The organism is Microbulbifer mixtoriginis (SeqCode) (genome assembly GCF_052466865.1).
Window position 1 is genome coordinate 2,482,318 of sequence record NZ_CP174293.1, and the last position, 21,659, is coordinate 2,503,976.

Sequence of the window (21,659 nt, forward strand, 5' to 3'; positions counted from 1 at the left end):
TTGACTATTTTCCGTTTAAATCGGCTCTATGTTAAAACCTGTCCCCCTTTTTATTGGCCTGAGATATGTGGCTGCCCGCCGCAGGCAGCAGTTCATTTCCTTTATTAATGGCTTCTCCCTGATTGGCATGGCGTTAGGCGTTCTTGCCTTGATCGTCGTGACTTCTGTGATGAACGGCTTCGATCGTGAGTTGAAAACACGGATATTGAGCGTGGTTCCCCACGGCTTTATCGAGCGCGAAGGCGGCTTGCAAGAGTGGCAGGGCGTGGCTCAGAAGCTTGAACAGCAGCCCCATGTGGAGGCGGTGAGTCCCTTTGTAAAAGGGTTTGCCCTGTTGAGCGCCTACGGCGATAGCCACGGGGTCGAGTTCCAAGGTGTAGACCCCAAGGCCCTACGCGACGTCTCTGAAGTTGGCGAGCATATGGTGATGGGTAGCCTGGATGAGTTGCAGCCCCGCAGTTACCAAATAGTGCTCGGCCGTATTCTCGCTCAGCAGCTCAATGTGCTGCCCGGCGAGTCCGTCACTCTGACCCTGCCCGAGGTGGCGGTAACTCCCGCTGGTATCTTCCCACGCACCAAACGCTTTACCGTCGCTGGAGTTTTCTCGGTAGGCGCTCAGGTGGACCAAAATGTGGCATTGATGAATGTAGAGGATGCAGCCCGATTAATGCGCATGTCCGGCAGGGTGCAGGGATTACAGCTGCGTTTTGACGATATGGATAATGCCCTGGGTAGGGTTGAGCCCTACGCCGCGGCCCTCGGAGAGGGTTTTAGTGGTGAGGATTGGAGCCATTCCCAGGGAAGCCTGTTTCAGGCGGTGAAGATGGAGAAGACGGTGGTCACTTTAATGTTGATGATCATCGTAGCCGTAGCGGCTTTTAATATTGTCTCGGCCCTGGTGCTGATGGTGGCGGACAAGCGCTCCGATATCGCCGTGCTCAGAACCCTTGGGCTCACTTCACGCCAAATAATGGCAGTGTTCGTTGTGCAGGGCAGTGCGATCGGGCTAATAGGCGCATTTACTGGCGCCTTGCTGGGAATCCTAATCGCGCTCAATCTCACCGAGATGGTGAGCTGGATAGAAAACCTTTTGGGCGCCAAGATTTTTGATCCGCGGGTATTTTTCGTGAGCTATTTGCCATCGGAGTTTCGTGTTGGCGATGCAGTGGTAGTCTTATCCGCCGCTATCTGTATGAGTTTATTAGCGACACTGCTGCCCGCATGGCGGGCGGCCCAAATCGAGCCAGCGGAAGCTTTGCGTTACGAATAATTGTCATATAAATCATATAGCTACGATCAACATCTAAAGTGATTTCTCAGAATTTGGAAGCGGCAAATATTGATGAATAGTCGAGTGGAAATAGACACTGAGAAGGCGAGGCCGGCAACGACTCCCGGTGATGCTGTCCTGGCCTGCCGCCAGCTGCGCAAGAGCTATCGCCAGGGCGGCAGAGATCTTGAGGTTCTGCGTGGTGTGGAGTTGCAAGTAGAGCGGGGTGAGAAGCTTGCCATCGTGGGGGCCTCGGGCTCCGGCAAATCCACCTTGCTCAACTTACTCGGCGGGTTGGATACGCCGAGTAGTGGAGAGGTTTGGGTGGCCGGTCAGAACCTGGCGACACTCAATGCCAATGAGCGCGGCTGGTTGCGTAATAGCAGTCTCGGTTTTGTCTACCAGTTTCACCACCTGCTCAATGAATTCAGTGCCCTGGAAAATGTGGCAATGCCACTGCTGATTGGTAAGCACAGTGTGGCCAATGCCCGGACCGAGGCCAAATCCATGCTGGAAGCGGTAGGTCTGGGTGAGAGGGTTGATCATAAGCCTTCGCAGCTCTCCGGGGGAGAACGTCAGCGTGTAGCGATTGCGAGGGCGCTGGTGACTCGCCCTGCCTGTGTGCTGATGGATGAGCCCACTGGCAACCTGGATAGAACCACGGCAGGGGAGATTCACAAATTGATGGACCGACTCAATCAGGAGATGGGTATCAGCTTTGTGATTGTCACCCATGACCCGGACCTTGCCGCGGCCCTGGATCGCTGCTTGCACCTAGTGGATGGCGAGCTTCTCAGTGATTGGCACCAAGGTGATCATGTTTAAGCCACTCCCAGCCTTTATCGGCCTGCGCTATGCCGGAGCCCAGCGCCGCAGCGATGACTCCGTAGGCCTGGTGTCATTTATTTCCGGCCTGTCGATGATTGGTCTGATTCTCGGCGTTGCCTTGATGATCGTGGTGATGTCGGTAATGAATGGCTTCGATCGCGAGCTGCGTGAGCGTATTCTCGGCATCATGCCACACGCGACTATCTATAACGCCACTGTGGCGGTGGATTGGCCTGCTCTGCGCGATCAATTGGCGGCGGATGCTGAGGTGGAGTCCGCGGCGGAGGTTTGGCAGGTGAACGCACTGGCTCGTCGTGGCAGTGAGGTTACACCACTGTTGGTGCAGGGCGTAAATCCGGACACCATCGTCAATGTATCGAATATTAATGATTTCCTCAGCCCTAATGCTTTCTCAGCCATGCTTGATGATTCCGAGCCGGGAGTAATTCTCGGGCGCGGAATCGCAGAAAAACTGGGGGTGGAGCAGGGCGATTACCTGTCTTTGATAGTGCCCAATAACGATGCGGCCTCGGGTAGCCGTCGCGCCGCACGTGTGGCCGGTTTCAAGGTGGCGGAGGTCTTTCATTCTGGGACAGTTCTGGATCAATCGTTGGCCCTGGTTTCCTGGGAGCAGGCCCAGGGCCTGGCTGGCCAAAAGGGTGGCGCAGGCATCCAGTTACGTGTGACCGAAATGCTGGAAGCCAACTGGATTATGCGGCGGCTGTTGAAAGACCTGCCTCGCGATGGCTATTACGGAACTGATTGGAGTCGCACCCACGGTAATCTCTACCAAGCGATCCAGATGTCCCGCAATCTGGTGGGTTTGTTGGTGCTGCTGATCATTGCCATTGCCGCTTTTAATGTGGTCTCGACTTTGGTGATGGTGGTAATCGACAAGCACTCGGATATCGCCATTCTGCGCACAATGGGCGCTAGCACACGGCAGATTCTCCTCACCTTTGTCAGCCAGGGGGCGTTAGTGGGATTAGTTGGCGCACTCGTTGGCGGTGTATTGGGGGTCCTGGCTTCACTGGCGGTCACCGACCTGGTGGCGGGCCTTGAATCCACATTAGGCATTCAGTTCCTTAAGTCCGATGTGTATCCGGTGGATTATCTGCCATCAGAACTATTTTGGGCAGATGTGGCTTTGGTAGTTGGTGCGGGCTTCCTGCTCAGTCTGCTGGCCACACTCTATCCTGCGTTCCAGGCCAGTCGTGTGCAGCCTGCCGCGGCGCTGCGTAACGAATAGGCGGTTTTGATTGGTGCCGAGCAAGGCTTTCCATGTTTTGCGCAAACTGCTGCCGCTACCGGCGGCACTTACTGCCTGGGTCCTCGTTCTTGTGGCGAGCCTGAAATTTGAAAGCTGGCGGGTAATGACCTTCTGCCCGGATGGTATGCGCGAAGGATCTGTGTGCTATGTCGCAGGTTGGCAGGTCTTACCTCTATGGTTGATCTGCCTGGGCGCCATGATCTCTGCCTTGGTGGTGGTTTGGGTGGTGGCCTTAACCGCCGCAGGAAGTCGGGTTAAGGCTGCATCCATATCTTTTTTGCTAGGGACTTTTGTAGCCCTGGCATTGGGGGCTGTCACCGATTATGCCCTGCCGGCACTGCTGGCCATAGCAGCAGGCGCTGCGGCTTTGGGTTGGGTCGGCAAGTGCTATGGAAGTGAGGCTAGCTGCTGACCGCAGAGCGGCGCTCAATACGTAGCTTCCAGCGTTTTACTACATGCCAGCGCCATAGGGCGCGCATAGAAAAATAGGCAACAGTGGCAAAGAAAACCCCCGCCAGCACTGAGCCAAAAAACAGCGGCATCCAGATTTTCCCTACTTCTTCCGTCAACCACTCCCACGAGAGCTCGATATCAAAGTCTACCGGGGGCGTGCCCAGAATCCATGCGCCCAGTTTGTAGGTGCTATAGAAGATTGCCGGCATGGTCACCGGATTGCTGATCCACACCAAAATAATCGACAGTGGAAGATTGCAGCGCAGCCATAGAGCGAGCAGTGCGGCAATAATCATCTGCCCTGGCAAGGGCAGGAAGCTGGTGAACACGCCAACGGCAAAGGCGACTGAAACTGAGTGTCGGTTCAGGTGAAATAGGTTGGGATCGTGGAGAAGAGTCCCCAGAAACTTGAGCCCATTCTTGGCTCGGATTTCTTCGGGGCTTGGCAGCCATCGCCTGATAATACTCTTCGGCATAACTCTATCTGAAACCTGGGTGCTGGCAGCCTTGTTAATGAGTGCTGTACCGGGGTTTGGAAAATTCGTTCGTCGGGATTTTTTCCCTACCCCAGATAAGCATAGAGCGCCCAGGGTGGTAGGGCATGCCGTATCTGGCGCGGGCGCTATTATGCCCACTTAGTGATGGCAAAACTACTACCGTGATAGAAGTCATTTTACGCCATTAATTGTCAACAATTAGTCATGCGGATTCGAGTTGACGCCCAGGTCGCACTCATTTATGGTCTGCAATCCCAAAGAATTGTCGACAATGTTAAAGTCATATGGGTGTCACTGGAGCCAACAGCCCCTTGCGGGAGCCACATCAGAGCCTGGCTGAGCGCCTGTTTTTGACCTTGCGCGGTGAAATTGTGGAAGGTCGCATACCTGCAGGCAGCAAGATTAGTGAGCCGGAATTGGCCCGCCGCTTCAATGCCAGTCGCGGCAGCTTGCGTGAAGCCCTGATGCGTTTGGAGTCTCTGGGTTTGCTGGAGCGCCGGGTAAACATAGGTGCCCGTGTGGTGGAGCTGAGTGAGCGTGGTCTGCTGGAACTCTACGAAGTGCGCGAAGCTTTGGAGGGCATGGCCTGCCGCCTTGCCGCTGAGCAGCGCAGCGAGGAAGACCTGTTGGAACTGCGCCAGATGTTGTCGCGCCACGAACAGCAGGAAGAGCTGCAAGCCGGTAAGGCGTATTTTCAGCCGGAGGGAGACTTCGACTTCCATTTCCGTATTGTGCAGGCCTCGAAGAATGATCTACTGATCGACACCCTGTGCAACCGTCTTTATTACCGTGTTCGTATGTATCGCTACCAGCTGGGCATGGCCAGCCCCAGGGCACAGCGCGCTTTTCGCGAACACAGCCACATTATCGAAGCCATAGAAGCGGGGGATGGTGAATTGGCGGAGCTGTTGATGCGCCGACATATCCGTGCTTCCAGGCAGAATATTGAAAATAAACTGAGGTAGAGCATGAGCCAAAAGCCTTCCGCCGGCGCGCGTTTCCGCAGCGCCCTTGCCGAGAACCAACCGCTTCAAGTGGTTGGCACCATAAACGCCTATTCCGCCATTATGGCCGAGCGTATTGGCCATAAGGCGATTTACCTTTCCGGTGCTGGTGTTGCCAATGCTTCCTACGGCCTGCCGGATCTGGGTATGACCAGCCTAGACAATGTGCTAGAGGATGTGCGTCGTATTACTGCAGCCAGTGAGCTGCCGTTGCTGGTGGATATCGATACCGGCTGGGGTGGCGCTTTTAATATCGCCCGTACTGTCAAAGAAATGATTCGCGCCGGTGCCGCAGCGGTGCATATCGAAGATCAGGTGGCACAGAAGCGCTGTGGCCACCGCCCGAATAAAGAGATTGTTTCCAAGCAGGAGATGGTGGATCGTATCAAAGCTGCCGTGGATGCACGCACCGATGATGACTTCTTTATCATGGCCCGCACTGATGCCTTCGCCCAAGAAGGTTTGGATGCCGCTGTTGAACGCGCTCAGGCCTGTATCGAAGCTGGTGCAGACGGTATTTTTGCGGAAGCTGTCACCAAGTTGGAGCACTATCGCGCATTTAAAGACGCGCTGAACGTGCCGATTCTGGCGAATATCACCGAATTTGGTAAAACCGAGCTCTATAACGCCAAAGAGTTGGGCGAAGCCGGCGCAGATATCGTACTGTATCCGCTGTCGGCGTTCCGAGCTATGAACCGTGCGGCGGAGAATGTGTATACCAGCATTCTGCAAAATGGTGACCAGAAAGCGGTAGTGGATACCATGCAGACCCGCGAGGAGCTTTACGACTACCTCAATTATCACGTATTCGAGCAGAAGCTCGATGAGCTGTTCAAGAAGTAATTCACTTTATAAACCGTGTGAGATGCCGGGTTAGGTTGCTTGCATGGCGGTTTTCGGACGAACACAGAAACTGTGCCTACAAAGGGGAGATAAGGAAGATGGCAGAAAAAGCATTGAGTGGCGCCGGCTTGCGTGGCCAGGTTGCGGGTAAAACTGCGTTGTCCACGGTAGGTAAATCCGGCTCCGGCCTCACTTACCGCGGTTACGATATCAAAGACCTGGCCCAACACTGCGAGTTTGGAGAAGTTGCCTACCTGATTTTCTACGGGGAGCTGCCCACCAGCGACCAGTTGGCGGAATACAAGGCCTTATTAAAAGGTATGCGCGGTTTGCCGCAAGCACTGAAAGAAGTGCTGGAGCGTATTCCTGCCGATGCCCATCCGATGGACGTAATGCGTACTGGATGCTCCATGCTGGGCAACCTGGAAGGGGAAGAGTCCTTCGCGCAGCAGCTGGAAAAAGCCAACCGCTTACTGGCTGCTTTTCCCTCCATCATTTGCTACTGGTATCGTTTCACCCACGACAACGTGCGCATTGAAACGGATACCGACGATGACAGCATCGGCGGCCACTTCCTGCATATGCTGCGCGGTGAGAAACCCAATGCCCTGCATGAGCAGGTGATGAATGTTTCCCTGATCCTCTACGCAGAGCACGAGTTTAACGCGTCCACTTTCACTGCGCGTGTTTGTGCCTCTACCCTGTCTGATCTGTTTAGCTGCATTACCGGTGCTATCGGCACTCTGCGTGGCCCGTTGCATGGCGGCGCCAACGAGGCGGCAATGGAAATGATCGAGCGTTTTGCCAACCCGGATGAAGCAGAGAAAGAACTGCTGGGTATGCTGGAGCGCAAAGAGAAAATCATGGGCTTCGGCCACGCGATTTATCGCGAATCCGATCCGCGCAACGAGATCATCAAAGCCTGGTCTGAGAAACTGTCTGAAGATGTGGGCGATAAGGTCTTGTACCCGGTTTCCGTACGCTGCGAAGAAGTCATGTGGCGCGAGAAAAAGTTGTTCTGTAATGCCGACTTTTTCCATGCATCCGCTTATCACTTTATGGGAATTCCCACCAAATTGTTCACGCCGATTTTTGTAATGTCGCGTGTTACTGGTTGGGCTGCCCACGTATTTGAACAGCGTGCAGACAACCGCATTATTCGCCCGAGCGCTGAATATGTAGGTGTCGAACCGCGCGAAGTACCGCCTATCGCCGAGCGCGGTTAATTTTCATTTCACTATTGAAATGAGGCACACCCAGTGTGCCGGCTTCAGGTTGCCTTTTTGGGCGATCTGGAGCCTCTCTCAGAAGAGACACGACTTTAAAAAGATTCGACTGAACTGATTTACCTAGCTATGAATACTGATTACCGCAAATCACTGCCCGGTACCGACCTCGATTATTTCGATACCCGCGCCGCCGTTGACGCGATCCAGCCCGGAGCCTATGCCAAACTGCCGTATACCTCACGTATTCTGGCGGAAAACCTGGTGCGCCGCTGTGAGCCGGAAAAACTGACCGACTCCCTGAAGCAGATTATCGAGCGTAAACGCGAGCTGGATTTTCCCTGGTTCCCGGCGCGAGTGGTGTGCCACGATATCCTCGGTCAAACCGCATTGGTAGACCTGGCCGGTCTGCGCGATGCCATTGCCGATAAAGGCGGTGATCCCGCCAAGGTAAATCCAGTTGTTCCTACCCAGTTGATTGTGGACCACTCCCTCGCGGTAGAGCACCCCGGTTTTGAGAAGGATGCTTTTGAAAAAAATCGTGCGGTAGAAGAACGCCGCAACGAAGATCGCTTCCACTTTATCAACTGGACCAAAACCGCATTTGAAAACGTCGATGTGATTCCCCCCGGTAACGGCATCATGCACCAGATCAACTTGGAGAAAATGTCTCCGGTGGTGCAGGTGCGTGAAGGCGTGGCCTTCCCGGATACTTGTGTTGGTACCGACAGTCACACGCCGATGGTCGATGCTCTGGGTGTGATTTCTGTGGGCGTTGGCGGCCTGGAAGCTGAAAGCGTAATGCTCGGCCGCGCCTCTTATATGCGTCTGCCGAATATCGTTGGGGTGGAACTTACCGGAAAATTGCAGCCCGGGATTACCGGTACCGATTTGGTACTGGCTCTCACTGAATTCCTACGCCGCGAGCGTGTGGTCGGAGCCTACCTGGAATTCTACGGTGAAGGGGCTTCCAACCTGACCCTGGGGGATCGTGCCACTATTTCCAATATGACTCCAGAGTATGGCGCTACTGCGGCCATGTTCTCCATCGATGAGCAAACCATCGACTATCTCAAACTCACCGGCCGCGATGATGAGCAGGTAGCTTTGGTAGAAAAGTTTGCCAAGGAAACGGGCCTCTGGTCCGATACTTTGAAGGATGCCGAATATGAGCGCGTGCTGAAGTTCGATCTCACTACAGTGGGCCGCAACCTTGCAGGTCCTTCCAACCCCCACGCGCTGCTGCCGGCCTCGGAACTGGCCAATCGCGGTATCGCCAAGGCCTGGGAAGAGAAAGCTGGTGAGATGCCTGATGGTGCTGTGATTATTGCGGCGATTACCAGCTGCACCAATACCAGTAATCCGCGCAATATGATTGCCGCAGGCCTGATTGCCCGCAATGCGAACAAGCTTGGCCTGACCCGCAAACCCTGGGTGAAATCCTCCCTGGCACCGGGCTCTAAAACGGTAAAAATGTATCTGGAAGAGGCCGACCTGCTACCGGATCTGGAGCAGATGGGTTTCGGTGTAGTGGCTTTTGCCTGTACCACCTGTAATGGCATGAGCGGTGCCCTGGATCCGAAAATCCAGCAGGAAGTGATCGACCGCGATCTGTATGCTACTGCGGTCCTGTCTGGAAACCGCAACTTCGATGGTCGTATCCACCCCTATGCCAAGCAGGCTTTCCTGGCTTCACCGCCGCTGGTCGTTGCCTATGCTATTGCCGGCACCATCCGTTTCGATATCGAAAAAGATGCGCTGGGATACGATGCCGATGGCAACCCGATTACCCTGAAAGATATCTGGCCCAGCGACGAAGAGATCGATGCGATCGTACGTCAGAGCGTGAAGCCACAGCAGTTCCGCGATGTGTATATTCCCATGTTCGAAGAACGGGATGCCGCAGAAGAGCAGGGCCACGCACTCTACGACTGGCGCCCGATGAGTACCTATATCCGCCGCCCACCTTATTGGGAAGGTGCCCTGGCAGGCGAGCGCAGCTTGAAGGGCATGCGCCCGCTGGCGGTGCTGGGTGACAATATCACTACCGACCACTTGTCTCCCTCCAATGCCATTCTGGCCAGCAGTGCTGCCGGTGAATACCTGGCGAAGATGGGATTGCCGGAAGAGGACTTTAACTCCTACGCAACCCATCGTGGTGACCACCTCACTGCCCAGCGTGCAACTTTCGCCAACCCGAAGCTACTCAACGAAATGGTGCGCGATGATAAGGGCGAGATTCGCCAGGGCTCTCTGGCTCGTGTCGAGCCGGAAGGGCAGGTTACCCGTATGTGGGAGGCGATCGAGACTTATATGGATCGCAAGCAGCCGCTGATTATCATTGCTGGTGCCGACTATGGGCAGGGCTCTTCCCGTGATTGGGCTGCGAAAGGTGTACGCCTGGCCGGCGTAGAAGCGATTGCCGCCGAAGGCTTTGAACGTATTCACCGCACTAACCTGATCGGTATGGGCGTGTTGCCGCTAGAGTTTAAGCCGGGAACTACTCGCGAAACCCTGGGTATCGACGGTACTGAAAGTTTCGACGTAATCGGTGAGCGTACCCCCCATGCCACGCTGACTCTACTGATCCACCGCGCCAACGGTGAGACAGTTGAAGCTCCGGTAACCTGCCGCTTGGATACTGCAGAAGAGGTTTCCATTTATGAGGCTGGGGGTGTTTTGCAGCGCTTTGCGAAAGACTTCCTCGAAGCAGAGGCGACGGCTTAAATGTTGAAATTTGCTCCTCAAGTCAAAATCCCCGCGACTTATATGCGCGGGGGCACCAGTAAGGGCGTTTTCTTCCGTTTACAGGATCTACCCGAAGTTGCGCAGGTTCCAGGAGAGGCCCGTGATAATTTGCTGTTGCGGGTAATTGGCAGCCCGGACCCTTACGGAAAGCATACCGATGGGATGGGTGGAGCCACTTCGAGCACCAGCAAAACAGTGATCCTGTCTGCCTGTGATAAGCCCGATCACGATGTGAACTACCTGTTTGGCCAGGTTTCCATCGATAAGCCCATGGTCGATTGGAGTGGTAACTGCGGTAATCTCACTGCGGCTGTTGGAGCTTTTGCGATTAATAGCGGTTTTGTGGATGCTGCGCGAATTCCAGAAAATGGTATTTGTACAGTGCGCATTTGGCAGGCCAATATTGGCCAAACCATTATTGCCCATGTACCTATTACCAACGGTGAAGTGCAGGAAACCGGAGATTTCGAGCTGGATGGTGTAACTTTCCCGGCAGCCGAAGTGGAAATTGAGTTTATGGACCCCTCGGACGGCGAGGGTGCCATGCTTCCCACCGGTAACCCAGTCGATGATCTCGAAGTGCCAGGAATTGGTGTACTCAAGGCGACCATGATCAATGCCGGTATCCCCACGATCTTCGTCAATGCGGAAGATATTGGCTATACCGGCACCGAGCTGCAGGATGCCATTAATGGCGATAGCAAGGCGCTCGCCATGTTCGAGACCATCCGTGCCCACGGTGCGGTGAAGATGGGCCTGATTTCCTCTGTGGAGGAAGCCGCGGCTAGGCAGCACACGCCGAAGATCGCCTTTGTCGGCAAGCCGCAGGACTACATTGCCTCCAGTGGAAAAAAGGTAGCGGCGCAAGATATTGATTTGCTTGTGCGAGCCCTCTCCATGGGTAAGCTGCACCACGCCATGATGGGTACAGCCGCCGTGGCTATAGGAACTGCAGCGGCTATTCCCGGCACCCTGGTCAACCTTGCCGCCGGTGAGGGTGATCGTAACTCCATTTGCTTTGGCCATCCTTCAGGCACATTGCGGGTTGGAGCCCATGCGAAAGTGGTTGATGGCCAGTGGGTTGCCACCAAAGCCATTATGAGCCGTAGTGCGCGCATCCTGATGGAAGGCTGGGTGCGAGTGCCAGGCGATAGTTTCTAGTCTTGGTATAATCACATCTTTAGGGGCGTGATACGCCCCTTTTTAGTGGTCGACTTGTACTCTTGAAGGGTTTCTATTTTATTAGCCGGCTCACACAATACTTTCGTAGACTCTCATACAGCTTTGGGCTACCTTTCCCTGCACCCCGAGCCACCCATTCCAGCCCCTGGCTTATCCTCGGCCGCAATCTCACTCGGGTCTTACGCTGTTTCTATAAGAATACAGTTTGATTATTAGGTAGTGCTCTTGGCGAAATTACACATCGCCGTGCCTCTTATTGTTAGCAGGAAATAAACTTGGTAGCAGCCAAATCGTTAATGTCGCTCGGTGGCGATAACACTACCGATGAAACTCTATTTGCACACATCGCTAGGGATCTTACCGAGCAGGGCTATAGTATTCGCCATGCCGCACTACCCGAATCACTCTCCAGTGCGCTTTTTACCTATCAGCAGGAAATGAACGGAGAGAAATTTATTGATGCAGGGATCGGGCGAGGTGACGATTACCTACGGAATGAATTCGTGCGAACGGATGAAATTTGTTGGATTACCGGGGAGTCTGCTACAGGAAGAGATTGGCTCAGCTGGGCGGGCCAGCTTCAGGTTTATCTCAACAGGCATCTTTTTCTGGGGCTTTTCTCATTTGAAAGCCATTTTGCCCATTACCGACCTGGGGACTACTACAAAAGACACTACGATGCATTTCGCGGAGAGGCGAACAGGGTACTCTCATTAGTCGTCTATCTTAATCCAGGCTGGAGCGCTGCGGATGCTGGTGAGCTTGTGCTCTACAAAGATGAGCAGGATAGGGTCGGCACCAAAGTAACGCCGTTAATGGGAACGGTAGTGACTTTCTTAAGTGAGGAGTTTCCCCACGAAGTTCTACCAGCCAATCGGGATCGCTACTCTATTGCAGGCTGGTTTCGGGTAAACACTTCTGTAACCGATCGGGTTGACCCGCCCCGTTAAATTAATGAGTTACCCGCTTAAAATTAACCTCTAGTAAATCACCTATCTAGGTAAACCTACTAGCGCCCTGCGGTAACCGCAGGGCTTATAGGGCACTAAATCATCGTCCGATTGATTTAGAGATCCGATTGATCCTAATCGCGATCCGCCCCATCGTATCTCAGTTTCACAGAACTCTCCTTTTTGAGATTTTAACCTAGCCGACGTACAGCCGACGGCCCGTAGGTAAGCCACGCATAACAATCAAACCGGCTTTCCTGTTGCAGCAGATTGGAGAGACATCAATGACAATTAAAAAACCACTTACCCTTGCGATTGCAATGGCCAATATAGCGGTGGCCTCAGCCTGGGCACAGGAAGCTAGTAATCAAGAAGATGACTGGGCGTTGGAAGAAGTCACTGTTACTGCGACGAAGCGCGAAACCAACCTGATGGAAACTCCAGTAGCCATTTCCGCTTTCACCCAGGAAGAGTTAGATCGTCAGGGTATTAAGAATGTAAAAGATCTGGGCAGTACAATTCCCAATGTGGATATCGGCTATGATGCTTCTCAGTCTTCACCAGTGATTTCTATGCGTGGTGTTCGCTCTACCAATACTACTGAGTTTGGTGATCCAGCTGTTGGCTTACACTTCGACGGTATTTATTCTTCGCGCCCCCAGTCTGCAATGGCAATGATGTTTGACTCTGAAAGGGTAGAAGCCATGCGTGGGCCTCAAGGTACTCTTTACGGGCGTAATTCTACTGTTGGTGCCATTAATGTTATTTCAAAAAGACCGGTAATTAATGAGTTCGAAGGTTCCGTGGGCGTTGAGCTTGGTCGCTGGAATCAAGAGCTGGTCAAAGGCGTTATCAATATTCCGGTTTCAGATACCTTTGCTCTGCGTGCGTCCTTTATGGATGAGACACGGGATTCCTACCTTACCGGGTTTTATGACGTTAACCAGTGGGATAATCGCTATATTGATGCTGACTCTGTAGGTGCGAGCGTTTTATCTGATGACGCTTCAAGAACCTTTATTCAAGCGAATAACGCTGAAGGAGCCACAGACTATCAGCTGGTTAGGGCGGATGCTGAAGATTTTTATGGGAATGTTGATCAGCAAGCGGTGCGTATAGGTGCGTTATGGGAACCGACTGACGATATTTCTTGGTATGCCGTAGCGGAACACTATCAGGATAGTAGTGCAGGCGGCATCAACACTATTGACTGTGAAAAGGCTGAGCAGCGCGAAGATGGAACAACTTGTGAAACCTACTACGGCTCCGGTGCTGATGAGTACACCGTAGCGGTGAATGTACCAGGTGAACTTGATCTCACCATGACTTCATTCCGTTCTAACTTCCGCTGGGATTTCAGCGATACCATGGCGTTTGTGTATAACACCGGGTATGCAGTTCAGGAACGAAGCAACCTGATTGATATTGATGCTGGTCGCAATACCTGGGATATGAGTATGAGCATTACAGACTCAGAAAATGTCTCTTACTCCCATGAGTTACAGTTGCAATCTACAGGTGATGGTCCCCTACAGTGGATTACAGGTTTGTTTTATTTCCACGAGACCACTGATCTGAATGGTTACTTCCTGGCCTCATTAGATAATGCCGTATTCTGGAGGCAGCCAGATAGAACTATAGAAGCCAGCGCAGTATTTGCTCAGGCTACCTATGACCTTACTGATACCCTCCACCTAACTGTTGGTGGTCGATATACGGAAGATGAGAAGAGTGATGTAGGTGGTAACAACCTGAGTTGCACTCGAGACTGGTCCACTGAATCAGATGAAGAGTATGGCTGCTTCCCTGCCTATTTACAGGGCACCTTTAATAGCTTCTCTACCAACCACTTTGCTGACAGCTCAATTTATACAATTGATACTTACAATGATGCCAGCAAGAGCTGGGATTCATCCGACTTTCGAATTGGTCTCGATTATGACCTGACAGATGAAGTCATGCTGTATGCATATGTTGCAAGTGGATTTAAGTCCGGTGGTTTGGGTGATGTTGTCATCCAATATGAGCAAGACCCGGACACGGCTGAGTACATCTACGATGATGAGGGAAATCGGGTTGTTCAACAGGTAATTGACACTAGCTATGATGAGGAGAAGGTCATTACTTGGGAGCTAGGAGCAAAAGGTACCTTCTTGGATGGTCGACTAAATCTGGCTAGTACCTTCTTTTTCTCCGACTATAAGGATATGCAGCTAGCTGCACCTGATACTGCATACTCGTACTATGCGGTAGAGCGAGAAGGTGAGAACGCAGGTGAAATTACGACCGAGCCCGTCGTCATTTACCTTACTAAGAATGCTGCTAGCGCAGAGATTATGGGGCTAGAGTTAGAGTTTGACTGGGCCCCCTATCCGAATGGCCGAATCAGTGGTTTTGCTACCTGGATGCAAACAGAAATCACCTCTGATTTTCAGAACCGCTGGAATTTCAATAACCAAGCGTTATTCGAAATTTCGGATTACGGCTTAGCTCATGACAATACTAATGAAGAGCTCTTCCGAAATTTGAAGGGTAATGAGCTGCCTGTATCACCTGAATTCAGCTTCACAATCAATTATGATCACACCTTTGAGTTGGTCCACGGCGGTGCAATTATTCCGTTTATAGGCATCCACTGGGAAGATGAGTCTTATCTGACCTACTGGAATGTTGACAAGCACGACTTCCCCACTGGTGGTACTTCTGCTTTTGATGACAGTCGTGATTCCTTCTGGATGGTAAATGCTTCCGTGAAGTATGTAAGCCCGGACGATCAGTGGAACGTTGAAGCCTTTGGTAATAACCTGACTGATGAGATTGTTCCCTACTACGCTGATGGAAGTGATGGCCTCGTATCTGGGCCATTCTCCACTCCAATGAGCTACGGTGTACGCTTTAACTACAACTTCTAAGTAGCTACTGTTATTCCATAGTAAAAAGCCGGGTCAATTTAGATGGTCCGGCTTTTTTTATGGCTCGTGAGTGAAGTCAAAACTTCTCACGAGTACTTTAGCCCATATCAAGACATGCGTGTATCTTGGGGCTATGTAAACTGTTAGGTTCTGGTTTTACGCCAAATTATGCGAATCAGATAAAATACAAATAGGGCGATAAGCATCCAGGGTAAAAGGTAGGCGATTGCAGTGATTGCCTCAGATAGCCCATCAGACAAATTTTCACCAAAATGAGATAGGGAGTCTAATATGGGACTCCAGAAAGAAGTATAAGATTTTGAGTGTAATTCAATTTCAACCACATCCATCTGAATTCGCTTGAGCAGTTTAGCTTTTTTACCTTGTGAATACTCAATATCAGATTGTACCGATGCTAACTTTTCAGCAACCTTTATTAGAGTATCAATGTCACTCGCAGATTTTTGTTCCAGTTCTATAAGTCTCGATTGATACTGGAGTAACATTTCAAGTCGTTTTTGGCTGTCGATAATTACATCCTGTAAATCTTCTGCTTTGGTTTCCCGCTGTATCACTCCTCCTTGCTTTGATGCCAGATCAATGATTTTATCGACTCCGGTGGGGTGTATTCTAAGGTGAATCCTTCCGTAGGGCTTTTCATCATTACGGAGACTAGAATGCAATATAGTGCATTTTTTCTCCATCTCCTGTTGGCAAAGTAATTGGAGTTTGTGGAATACAGGTTCAACTTCTTCAGCAGGTAGTTCAGCTGTCAGGAAATGTTCGTAAGCAATATACTGATCTTGTCCACCTCGATTGCCCCCTGTGATAGGTTCCGGGAACCGGATATCTGCAACCCTGTTGCTGGTGGTATGGGCATTGGGACTGTATGAAGTTGTTGATCTATCACTGCTTGATTCTGAGCAGCCAGAGCTACTGCCCAATATAAGCAGGGCAAAGACGTAGTTAAAGAGTCTCATTTTGATCCCGTTTTTTAGTTAATCCGAATAGATTCGAATCTAACATTGTCCGGTTTAGTTATAAAGATATGCGCCGCTGTACATGTTGTTTACTTAGAGTCATGCATTTGGGATTCATTAAGGGTCTCAACATTTATGTTATTCTCATATGGGGCTGAGTGTTTGTTCTAAATTTGTGTATTGATGGAAAATAGGTGATGTCGACAATAGAACTGGAAGAAAGGCGAAAGTTAGAGCTAATCGAAAAGATTAGGGGTTATTTGTCTAAAGAATTTGAGTTGGAGATTGGCAGTTTTGAAGCGGAGTTCTTTATTGATTTTCTTGCAAAGGAGATGGGGGCAGGGTTTTATAATCAAGGTCTACATGATGCTCAGGTAATAGTGACCTCTAAGTTGGAAGATATTTCTGATGCAATTTATGAAATAGAAAAGACTGTCGACTAGAAATATTGCCCCTATTGATGGCAATTTGATTCTATTGTTCTTGAGTTGTTCAGGGGTATTTTTTCTTGGGTTTTTCTGCTTGGATAAATAACATGGCTGCAAATACTAAGATTATTCCAGGTATAAAGTTGATAGAGAATTTCGTCATTTCCAATGCTGTAGCCAATGCCAGTACAAATACCGGATTCAAGAAGCTGTATGCTGCAACTTTGGTCGCCCCGATTCTTATTGTGCTAAATTGCAGTAGGAAAAAACTGATTAATGTTGTGAATAAGGCTAAATAGAATAGCCCTCCGTAAGTTTCGATAGGTATATTCCGCCATTCTATTTGGCTTAAACTTGGGAATGAAAGCAGTAATAACCAGAGGGCGCCAAATAGAATAACCCAGAATGTCATAACCTCTGTAGGCTCCCCTGAGTGGACTCTCTTGATCAGTGGATTATACAAGCTGAGCGATATAGCACCTAAGGTGAATATCCAATCCCCTCTATTTAGATCCAGCGTTATCGCTGTTGTAATACTCCCTTCAAATACAATCCAGGCCGCACCCAATGTTCCAAGGGTAAGACCGATGACTTTGCGGGCGCTGCTACGCTCACCATTGATGATCAAGGCAAAGACGGCAGTCATTGCAGGAACGGTTGTAAAAAGGGCGCCGGTATTTACTGCTGTGGTGTATTTGAGCGCTTCAAACATACACCAGAAAAAGATAACCAATGGGATGCTGAGTAGCGCATAACCCAGTAGCTTTTTGAGGTGTGGAAGCTGAAATCCATGCTTTAAGAATATGAAGGGCGCAAATAGCCCTGTTGCAATTAAGAACCGAATCATCATCAAGCAATCTGCCGGTAACGAATCGGCGATTAACGCACCAACAGGAAATGAGCCAGCGACAAGTAATGTGCAGGCTATCATCAAGCCGTGAACCCACCACAATGATGTGCCGCTGCTTGCCGTTGCTGTAGGGTTGATACCCCTTGAAAGTTCACGCATGACTCTTCCCTCAATAAAAGCGAGATCAGAGTAACTCGTTTCTGATAAACTGATAATCCATCAATTAAGATACATACTGTTGAGAAAAAGGAAACAGTAGTTTATGGAAAGTTTTGCAGCCATACCGGTATTTGTCACAGTGGCCGAAACCGGTGGCTTTTCCCCGGCCGCCAAGTTGCTGGGGATATCCAAGTCTGCAGTTAGTAAACGGGTCAGTCAGCTGGAAGAGCAACTTGGGGTAAAACTATTGCATCGCACCACCCGCAAGCTGAGTTTGACAGAGGCGGGCGAGCATTTTTTTCAGCATGCCCGAATCGCTTATCAGGCCGCACAGGACGCTCAGGATGCAGTGACTCAGCTTCAAGGTGAGCCTCAGGGGCGCTTGCGAATCAATGCCCCAATGTCCTTTGGCAGGTTGCATTTGGCACCGCTTATCCCAGTGTTTCTCAAGCGCTATCCAAAAATCACGATTGATCTGGTGATGGACGATAAGGTGGTAGACCTGATTGGAGAGGGGTTTGATATCGCTATCCGTGGTGGTGACCTGCCTGATACCAGTTTGATTGCCCGCAAGCTGGCGCCTCTGCAAAGCGTGCTCTGTGCCTCTCCCGCGTACTTGGAAGAGTTCGGCAAACCGATCGAGCTTGAACAGTTAACAGAGCACAATTGTTTGATGTTTACTTATTCCAGGGATGTAAAAGAGTGGAATTTTATTCAGGATAACCATCTGCACACCATAGAAGTCAGGGGTAACTACCAGGTCAATAACAGCGAAGCGCTGCGGGAAGCCATTCTCCAGGGGCTTGGCATCGGCCGCCTGCCGACTTTTGTCGCAGGAGCAGATATCAAGAGTGGTCTCCTGGTGCCGTTGTTTGAAGAATATCAAATGCCGGCCAAGACTATTTATGCCGTATTTCCTGAGCGGCAGTATATGCCTGCCAAGGTACGGGCCTTTATAGACTTTGCCATTGAGTATTTTGGTGGCGACATTCCCTATTGGGATTGCTAGTTTGTTAACTTTTTCTCAACAATCATTTAACAAAAGAGCCCATTATCAAGCCAGAAGAAACCCAATAAGCTTTCTCTCATCGATATACACAAGATGATTAATTGTCAGAGGGAAATTATGGACCTGTTTACTGCTGTTGAAACTCGCCGTTCGGTAAAGCATTACGATGTATCTGAAAAGATGACATCAAGTGAGTTTAACCAGCTTATCCAAGCCACAATGTTATCGCCAACATCCTATAACATTCAGCATTGGAGATTCCTGCGAGTAACAGATTCCAGGCTTCGAAGCAGACTTAAGGATGCTGCCTGGGGTCAACAGCAAGTGGAAGATGCGTCTGAGCTGATTATTCTTTGTGCAGATATAAACGCTTGGAAAGATCGACCAGAACGCTATTGGGCTGATGCACCCAGAGAGGCGAGGGAACTTTTAGTCCCAATGCTAACTGATTTCTATAGAGATAAACCTCAATTGCAGCGAGATGAAGCAATAAGGAGCTGTGGCTTAGCGGCGCAAACCATGATGCTTGCGGCAAAAGCACTGGGCTATGACACCGGCGCACTGGTTGGGTTTGACTCAGATAAAGTGGCCGAGCTTATAAACCTGCCAGAAGGTTACCTGATCGGAATGATGATAGTCGTGGGTAAGGCTAGCAAAGCAGCGAATGGACGTGGTGGCCAGTTAGCATTGGGTGAAGTGTTATTTGAAAACCAATTTTGAGCATAACTTACATACCGTAGTTTAGTATTTATGCTTGCAATCTGTAGGGCTGTTCTTGTGATCAATTATCCATATCTCCGCTAGTGGGATAATTGATCACAAGTGGATTAAAGCACAAAGTCAATTGGCGGTTATTGGGTGGGTAAAAAATGAATCGGGTAGTGAATTGTTGTTCTTCGTGTGTCGCTGGCACCGAAGTTAAATTCCTGAATCTTTGCCATTAACTGATCGGTAAACGGCTTGGAATCGAGGCTGGAGCTGGCCAATGCGATATTGGCGACTTCGCCACTAGGTTCAATATCGATAATAAATTCTGCGCCGCCTTCAAGGTCAGGGTCTTGTTTGCGCGCACTCAAGTATAAACGATAAAGCTGGCCTTTGTGTTTATCAAATACCTGCTGAATTTCTACTCTGCTACGCTCTCGCTTTTTCTTAACGGTTTTTTTAAGGGTGGCATCTGCTATGGCTGGTGGTTTTTTATCAGAGAAGCTGGCGTTTCCGCTTTGATCGACCCACTGATAAATTTCCGCGCTTGCAAGATTACTGGAGAGTGTGAGACTGATACAGAATAAGCTTTGATAAGTAAATCGGTTCATTTTTCCATTCATACTTCGATATTCTTGACCAAGTACTTAGTCTACTTTAGGTGCTACCTCTAGGGGGAGATTAGCGTATCGATTGGTTAAACCTAAGGTTCGTGAATTTTCTGTAGCAATTAATCGCCTGGCTTTACAAGGTATCTTTGTACAATTTTCCCATCTGCTTCGATCTCAGAATCCAATAATCCACCACATGCCTTAATTGTATTGGCAGAGGCGGGGTTGTCTTTGTGACAGTGAATGTGAATTGTCCCGGCTTTCATTTCCTGAAGCCACTGGATCGAGAGCTCCATCAGGCGTTTACCGTACCCTTTGCCTCTATACTTGGGTCTGATCCCCAAACCAATATGCCCACCGCAGTGGGTAATTCTATCGTTCAGGTAGTGGCGAATATTGGTGACGCCTACGATTTCAGTTTCATCAACAAGCCATAGTGTAGAACTTGGGACAAAGCCTTCCGGTAGGTTTTTACCCTGTGCAAAGTTAATGAGCTTTTGGATGAGAGCTTCGAAGTCCGCATGATCAAAATCCATAGGAAAGGGATAGCGCTCTTCATCATTCAGCTCTTCTATATATTGCCGATAACTAGCCTCATAGATTGCTGAAGGGGGTACTAATTTCAAAGTAATGCCTGGGAATTCGAGTAATGAATAGGGTGAAAGCAAAATTTAGCCTATAAAAATTAGCTGTGTAATCTTTAAAGAATTGTTAAAACATTTGAGTTGGCAGAAGGGGAAAAGGGACGGCTGTAAATGACTGCATCCCGGGCGCCCTATGCCAGGAATAGGACCCCAAGACGGTAAAAAAAAATTTTAAGCTGCCTGAAATTTCAACAAGACAGTACATCCTGTTTCTGACTGGGGAATATGTGCTGAGCCAATGGGGTTGTGAATAAATGATCCCTCGGGATGATCGTCTCTGCCATCATTAAAGATCCCTGAAATCACAAAAATTTGTTCTGCACCGTCAATATGTGTTTCCACACCTGGGTATCTGGCTCCAGGTAGAAACTCGAAGACAGACACCCAGCTTCCTGCTTCCTCTCTCCAAAGACTTCTCTCGAATATGCCGGGAGCAACCTCCCTGGCTTCAATATTCTTCCAGTGACTAGACGTGATGCCAGAAAAATTCACTTGATTCATAGCAGTACTCTTCCATCTTAAACAACAATATTTTGCGCGCAAAGTATTGTTGTTTAAGTTCGGGTTTACCGTCAAGTACTTTGCGCGCATAATATATAGATCTGTTCAGTGAGTAATCAAAATGACTCCAAAAGAGTTCAATCTCCAAGAGTTGGTGTGTTTTGCCTTATATTCGACAGCGAACTCTATGGTGCGTGAATACAGGCCGGAGCTTGATCAGTTTGATCTTACCTACCCGCAGTTTCTGGTGATGATGAGCCTTTGGAATGAAGACTCTGTTTTTATCAAAGAGCTAAGCCATCAGACTTACCTGGATGCAGGCACCTTGACTCAAGTGCTGAAACGCCTAGAGGCTAAAGGGTTTATCGAGAGGCAAAAGTCCAGCGTGGACGAGCGGGCAAAAGTGATTGTCCTCACCCGAAAAGGGCGCGATCTAAAGCAGAAAACCTCTCATATACTTGTAGATATGGCCTGCAAGGTCAGATTAACGGCTGAAGAGCAACAGGACTTGACCTCACTGTGTCATAAAATTTTATCCCGGCTGAAAAAATAGGGTTGGACCTTATTCAATCGTCCATCACTTTGGTTT

At 50.1% G+C, this 21,659-nt stretch carries 21 protein-coding genes; 15 read left to right on the forward strand and 6 right to left on the reverse strand.

The window, feature by feature from the left end:
- Positions 1-28: 28 nt before the first annotated feature.
- The 4 genes from ACJJJA_RS11335 (at position 29) to ACJJJA_RS11350 (ending at position 3,780) form a co-directional block, all read left to right on the forward strand.
- Entirely contained in the window at positions 29-1,270 is a 1,242-nt protein-coding gene (locus ACJJJA_RS11335; RefSeq protein WP_444904652.1) for a lipoprotein-releasing ABC transporter permease subunit, read from the forward strand.
- Positions 1,271-1,342: 72 nt separating this feature from the next.
- Positions 1,343-2,095: a lipoprotein-releasing ABC transporter ATP-binding protein LolD gene (gene lolD, locus ACJJJA_RS11340; protein WP_444904653.1), complete on the forward strand. Its 753-nt coding sequence runs from the start codon at positions 1,343-1,345 to the stop codon at positions 2,093-2,095.
- Positions 2,088-3,347 carry a lipoprotein-releasing ABC transporter permease subunit gene (locus tag ACJJJA_RS11345; protein WP_444904654.1) on the forward strand — a complete coding sequence of 420 codons (1,260 nt, stop codon included), beginning with the start codon at positions 2,088-2,090 and terminating at the stop codon, positions 3,345-3,347. Before lolD ends, ACJJJA_RS11345 begins: the two co-directional genes overlap by 8 nt.
- A gap of 13 nt (positions 3,348-3,360) precedes the next feature.
- Positions 3,361-3,780, forward strand: a complete 420-nt coding sequence (locus tag ACJJJA_RS11350; RefSeq protein WP_444904655.1) for a hypothetical protein — start codon at positions 3,361-3,363, stop codon at positions 3,778-3,780.
- On the opposite strand, the gene ACJJJA_RS11355 is transcribed toward ACJJJA_RS11350, so the two are convergent.
- Positions 3,770-4,297, reverse strand: coding sequence for a DUF2062 domain-containing protein (locus ACJJJA_RS11355; RefSeq protein ID WP_444885079.1), 528 nt, complete (start codon positions 4,295-4,297; stop codon positions 3,770-3,772). The genes ACJJJA_RS11350 and ACJJJA_RS11355 overlap by 11 nt on opposite strands.
- Positions 4,298-4,629: 332 nt before the next feature.
- On the opposite strand from ACJJJA_RS11355, the gene ACJJJA_RS11360 reads away from it, so the two are divergent.
- The 7 genes from ACJJJA_RS11360 to ACJJJA_RS11390 all read left to right on the forward strand — a co-directional run bounded on the left by ACJJJA_RS11360 (position 4,630) and on the right by ACJJJA_RS11390 (position 15,183).
- Positions 4,630-5,283 carry a GntR family transcriptional regulator gene (locus ACJJJA_RS11360; RefSeq protein WP_252085777.1) on the forward strand — a complete coding sequence of 218 codons (654 nt, stop codon included), beginning with the start codon at positions 4,630-4,632 and terminating at the stop codon, positions 5,281-5,283.
- Between the two features lie 3 nt (positions 5,284-5,286).
- Positions 5,287-6,165 carry a methylisocitrate lyase gene (prpB, locus tag ACJJJA_RS11365; RefSeq protein WP_252085778.1) on the forward strand — a complete coding sequence of 293 codons (879 nt, stop codon included), beginning with the start codon at positions 5,287-5,289 and terminating at the stop codon, positions 6,163-6,165.
- Positions 6,166-6,263: 98 nt separating this feature from the next.
- Entirely contained in the window at positions 6,264-7,391 is a 1,128-nt protein-coding gene (gene prpC / locus ACJJJA_RS11370; RefSeq protein ID WP_444904656.1) for a bifunctional 2-methylcitrate synthase/citrate synthase, read from the forward strand.
- 129 nt (positions 7,392-7,520) lie between these two features.
- Entirely contained in the window at positions 7,521-10,118 is a 2,598-nt protein-coding gene (acnD, locus tag ACJJJA_RS11375; RefSeq protein WP_444904657.1) for a Fe/S-dependent 2-methylisocitrate dehydratase AcnD, read from the forward strand.
- Positions 10,119-11,300 carry a 2-methylaconitate cis-trans isomerase PrpF gene (gene prpF / locus ACJJJA_RS11380; protein ID WP_444904658.1) on the forward strand — a complete coding sequence of 394 codons (1,182 nt, stop codon included), beginning with the start codon at positions 10,119-10,121 and terminating at the stop codon, positions 11,298-11,300. It begins immediately after the preceding gene.
- A gap of 296 nt (positions 11,301-11,596) precedes the next feature.
- A complete protein-coding gene (locus ACJJJA_RS11385; RefSeq protein ID WP_444904659.1) occupies positions 11,597-12,271 on the forward strand; it encodes a 2OG-Fe(II) oxygenase in 675 nt (224 codons plus the stop codon).
- A gap of 284 nt (positions 12,272-12,555) precedes the next feature.
- Positions 12,556-15,183 carry a TonB-dependent receptor gene (locus tag ACJJJA_RS11390; protein ID WP_444904660.1) on the forward strand — a complete coding sequence of 876 codons (2,628 nt, stop codon included), beginning with the start codon at positions 12,556-12,558 and terminating at the stop codon, positions 15,181-15,183.
- A gap of 143 nt (positions 15,184-15,326) precedes the next feature.
- On the opposite strand, the gene ACJJJA_RS11395 is transcribed toward ACJJJA_RS11390, so the two are convergent.
- Positions 15,327-16,163: a DUF4349 domain-containing protein gene (locus ACJJJA_RS11395; protein WP_444904661.1), complete on the reverse strand. Its 837-nt coding sequence runs from the start codon at positions 16,161-16,163 to the stop codon at positions 15,327-15,329.
- 197 nt (positions 16,164-16,360) lie between these two features.
- Between ACJJJA_RS11395 and ACJJJA_RS11400 the strand changes: the two genes are divergently transcribed.
- On the forward strand, positions 16,361-16,606 hold the full coding sequence (locus ACJJJA_RS11400; RefSeq protein WP_444904662.1) for a DUF2164 domain-containing protein: 246 nt from the start codon (positions 16,361-16,363) through the stop codon (positions 16,604-16,606).
- 49 nt (positions 16,607-16,655) lie between these two features.
- Here the strand turns inward: ACJJJA_RS11400 and ACJJJA_RS11405 are convergent, their stop codons facing one another.
- Complete coding sequence (locus tag ACJJJA_RS11405) at positions 16,656-17,600, reverse strand: DMT family transporter (RefSeq protein ID WP_444904663.1); 945 nt, start codon at positions 17,598-17,600, stop codon at positions 16,656-16,658.
- Positions 17,601-17,703: 103 nt separating this feature from the next.
- Between ACJJJA_RS11405 and ACJJJA_RS11410 the strand changes: the two genes are divergently transcribed.
- Positions 17,704-18,609, forward strand: a complete 906-nt coding sequence (locus ACJJJA_RS11410) for a LysR family transcriptional regulator (RefSeq protein ID WP_444885071.1) — start codon at positions 17,704-17,706, stop codon at positions 18,607-18,609.
- 117 nt (positions 18,610-18,726) lie between these two features.
- Positions 18,727-19,329: a nitroreductase family protein gene (locus ACJJJA_RS11415; protein WP_252085787.1), complete on the forward strand. Its 603-nt coding sequence runs from the start codon at positions 18,727-18,729 to the stop codon at positions 19,327-19,329.
- A 131-nt stretch (positions 19,330-19,460) separates the two neighbouring features.
- Here the strand turns inward: ACJJJA_RS11415 and ACJJJA_RS11420 are convergent, their stop codons facing one another.
- From ACJJJA_RS11420 to ACJJJA_RS11430, 3 genes are all read right to left on the reverse strand, one after another.
- Positions 19,461-19,937, reverse strand: coding sequence for an AgmX/PglI C-terminal domain-containing protein (locus ACJJJA_RS11420; protein WP_444904664.1), 477 nt, complete (start codon positions 19,935-19,937; stop codon positions 19,461-19,463).
- Positions 19,938-20,044: 107 nt separating this feature from the next.
- Complete coding sequence (locus ACJJJA_RS11425) at positions 20,045-20,551, reverse strand: GNAT family N-acetyltransferase (RefSeq protein WP_444904665.1); 507 nt, start codon at positions 20,549-20,551, stop codon at positions 20,045-20,047.
- Between the two features lie 189 nt (positions 20,552-20,740).
- Positions 20,741-21,070, reverse strand: coding sequence for a cupin domain-containing protein (locus ACJJJA_RS11430; RefSeq protein WP_444890406.1), 330 nt, complete (start codon positions 21,068-21,070; stop codon positions 20,741-20,743).
- 121 nt (positions 21,071-21,191) lie between these two features.
- On the opposite strand from ACJJJA_RS11430, the gene ACJJJA_RS11435 reads away from it, so the two are divergent.
- Positions 21,192-21,623: a MarR family winged helix-turn-helix transcriptional regulator gene (locus ACJJJA_RS11435; protein ID WP_444904666.1), complete on the forward strand. Its 432-nt coding sequence runs from the start codon at positions 21,192-21,194 to the stop codon at positions 21,621-21,623.
- Positions 21,624-21,659 lie beyond the last annotated feature (36 nt).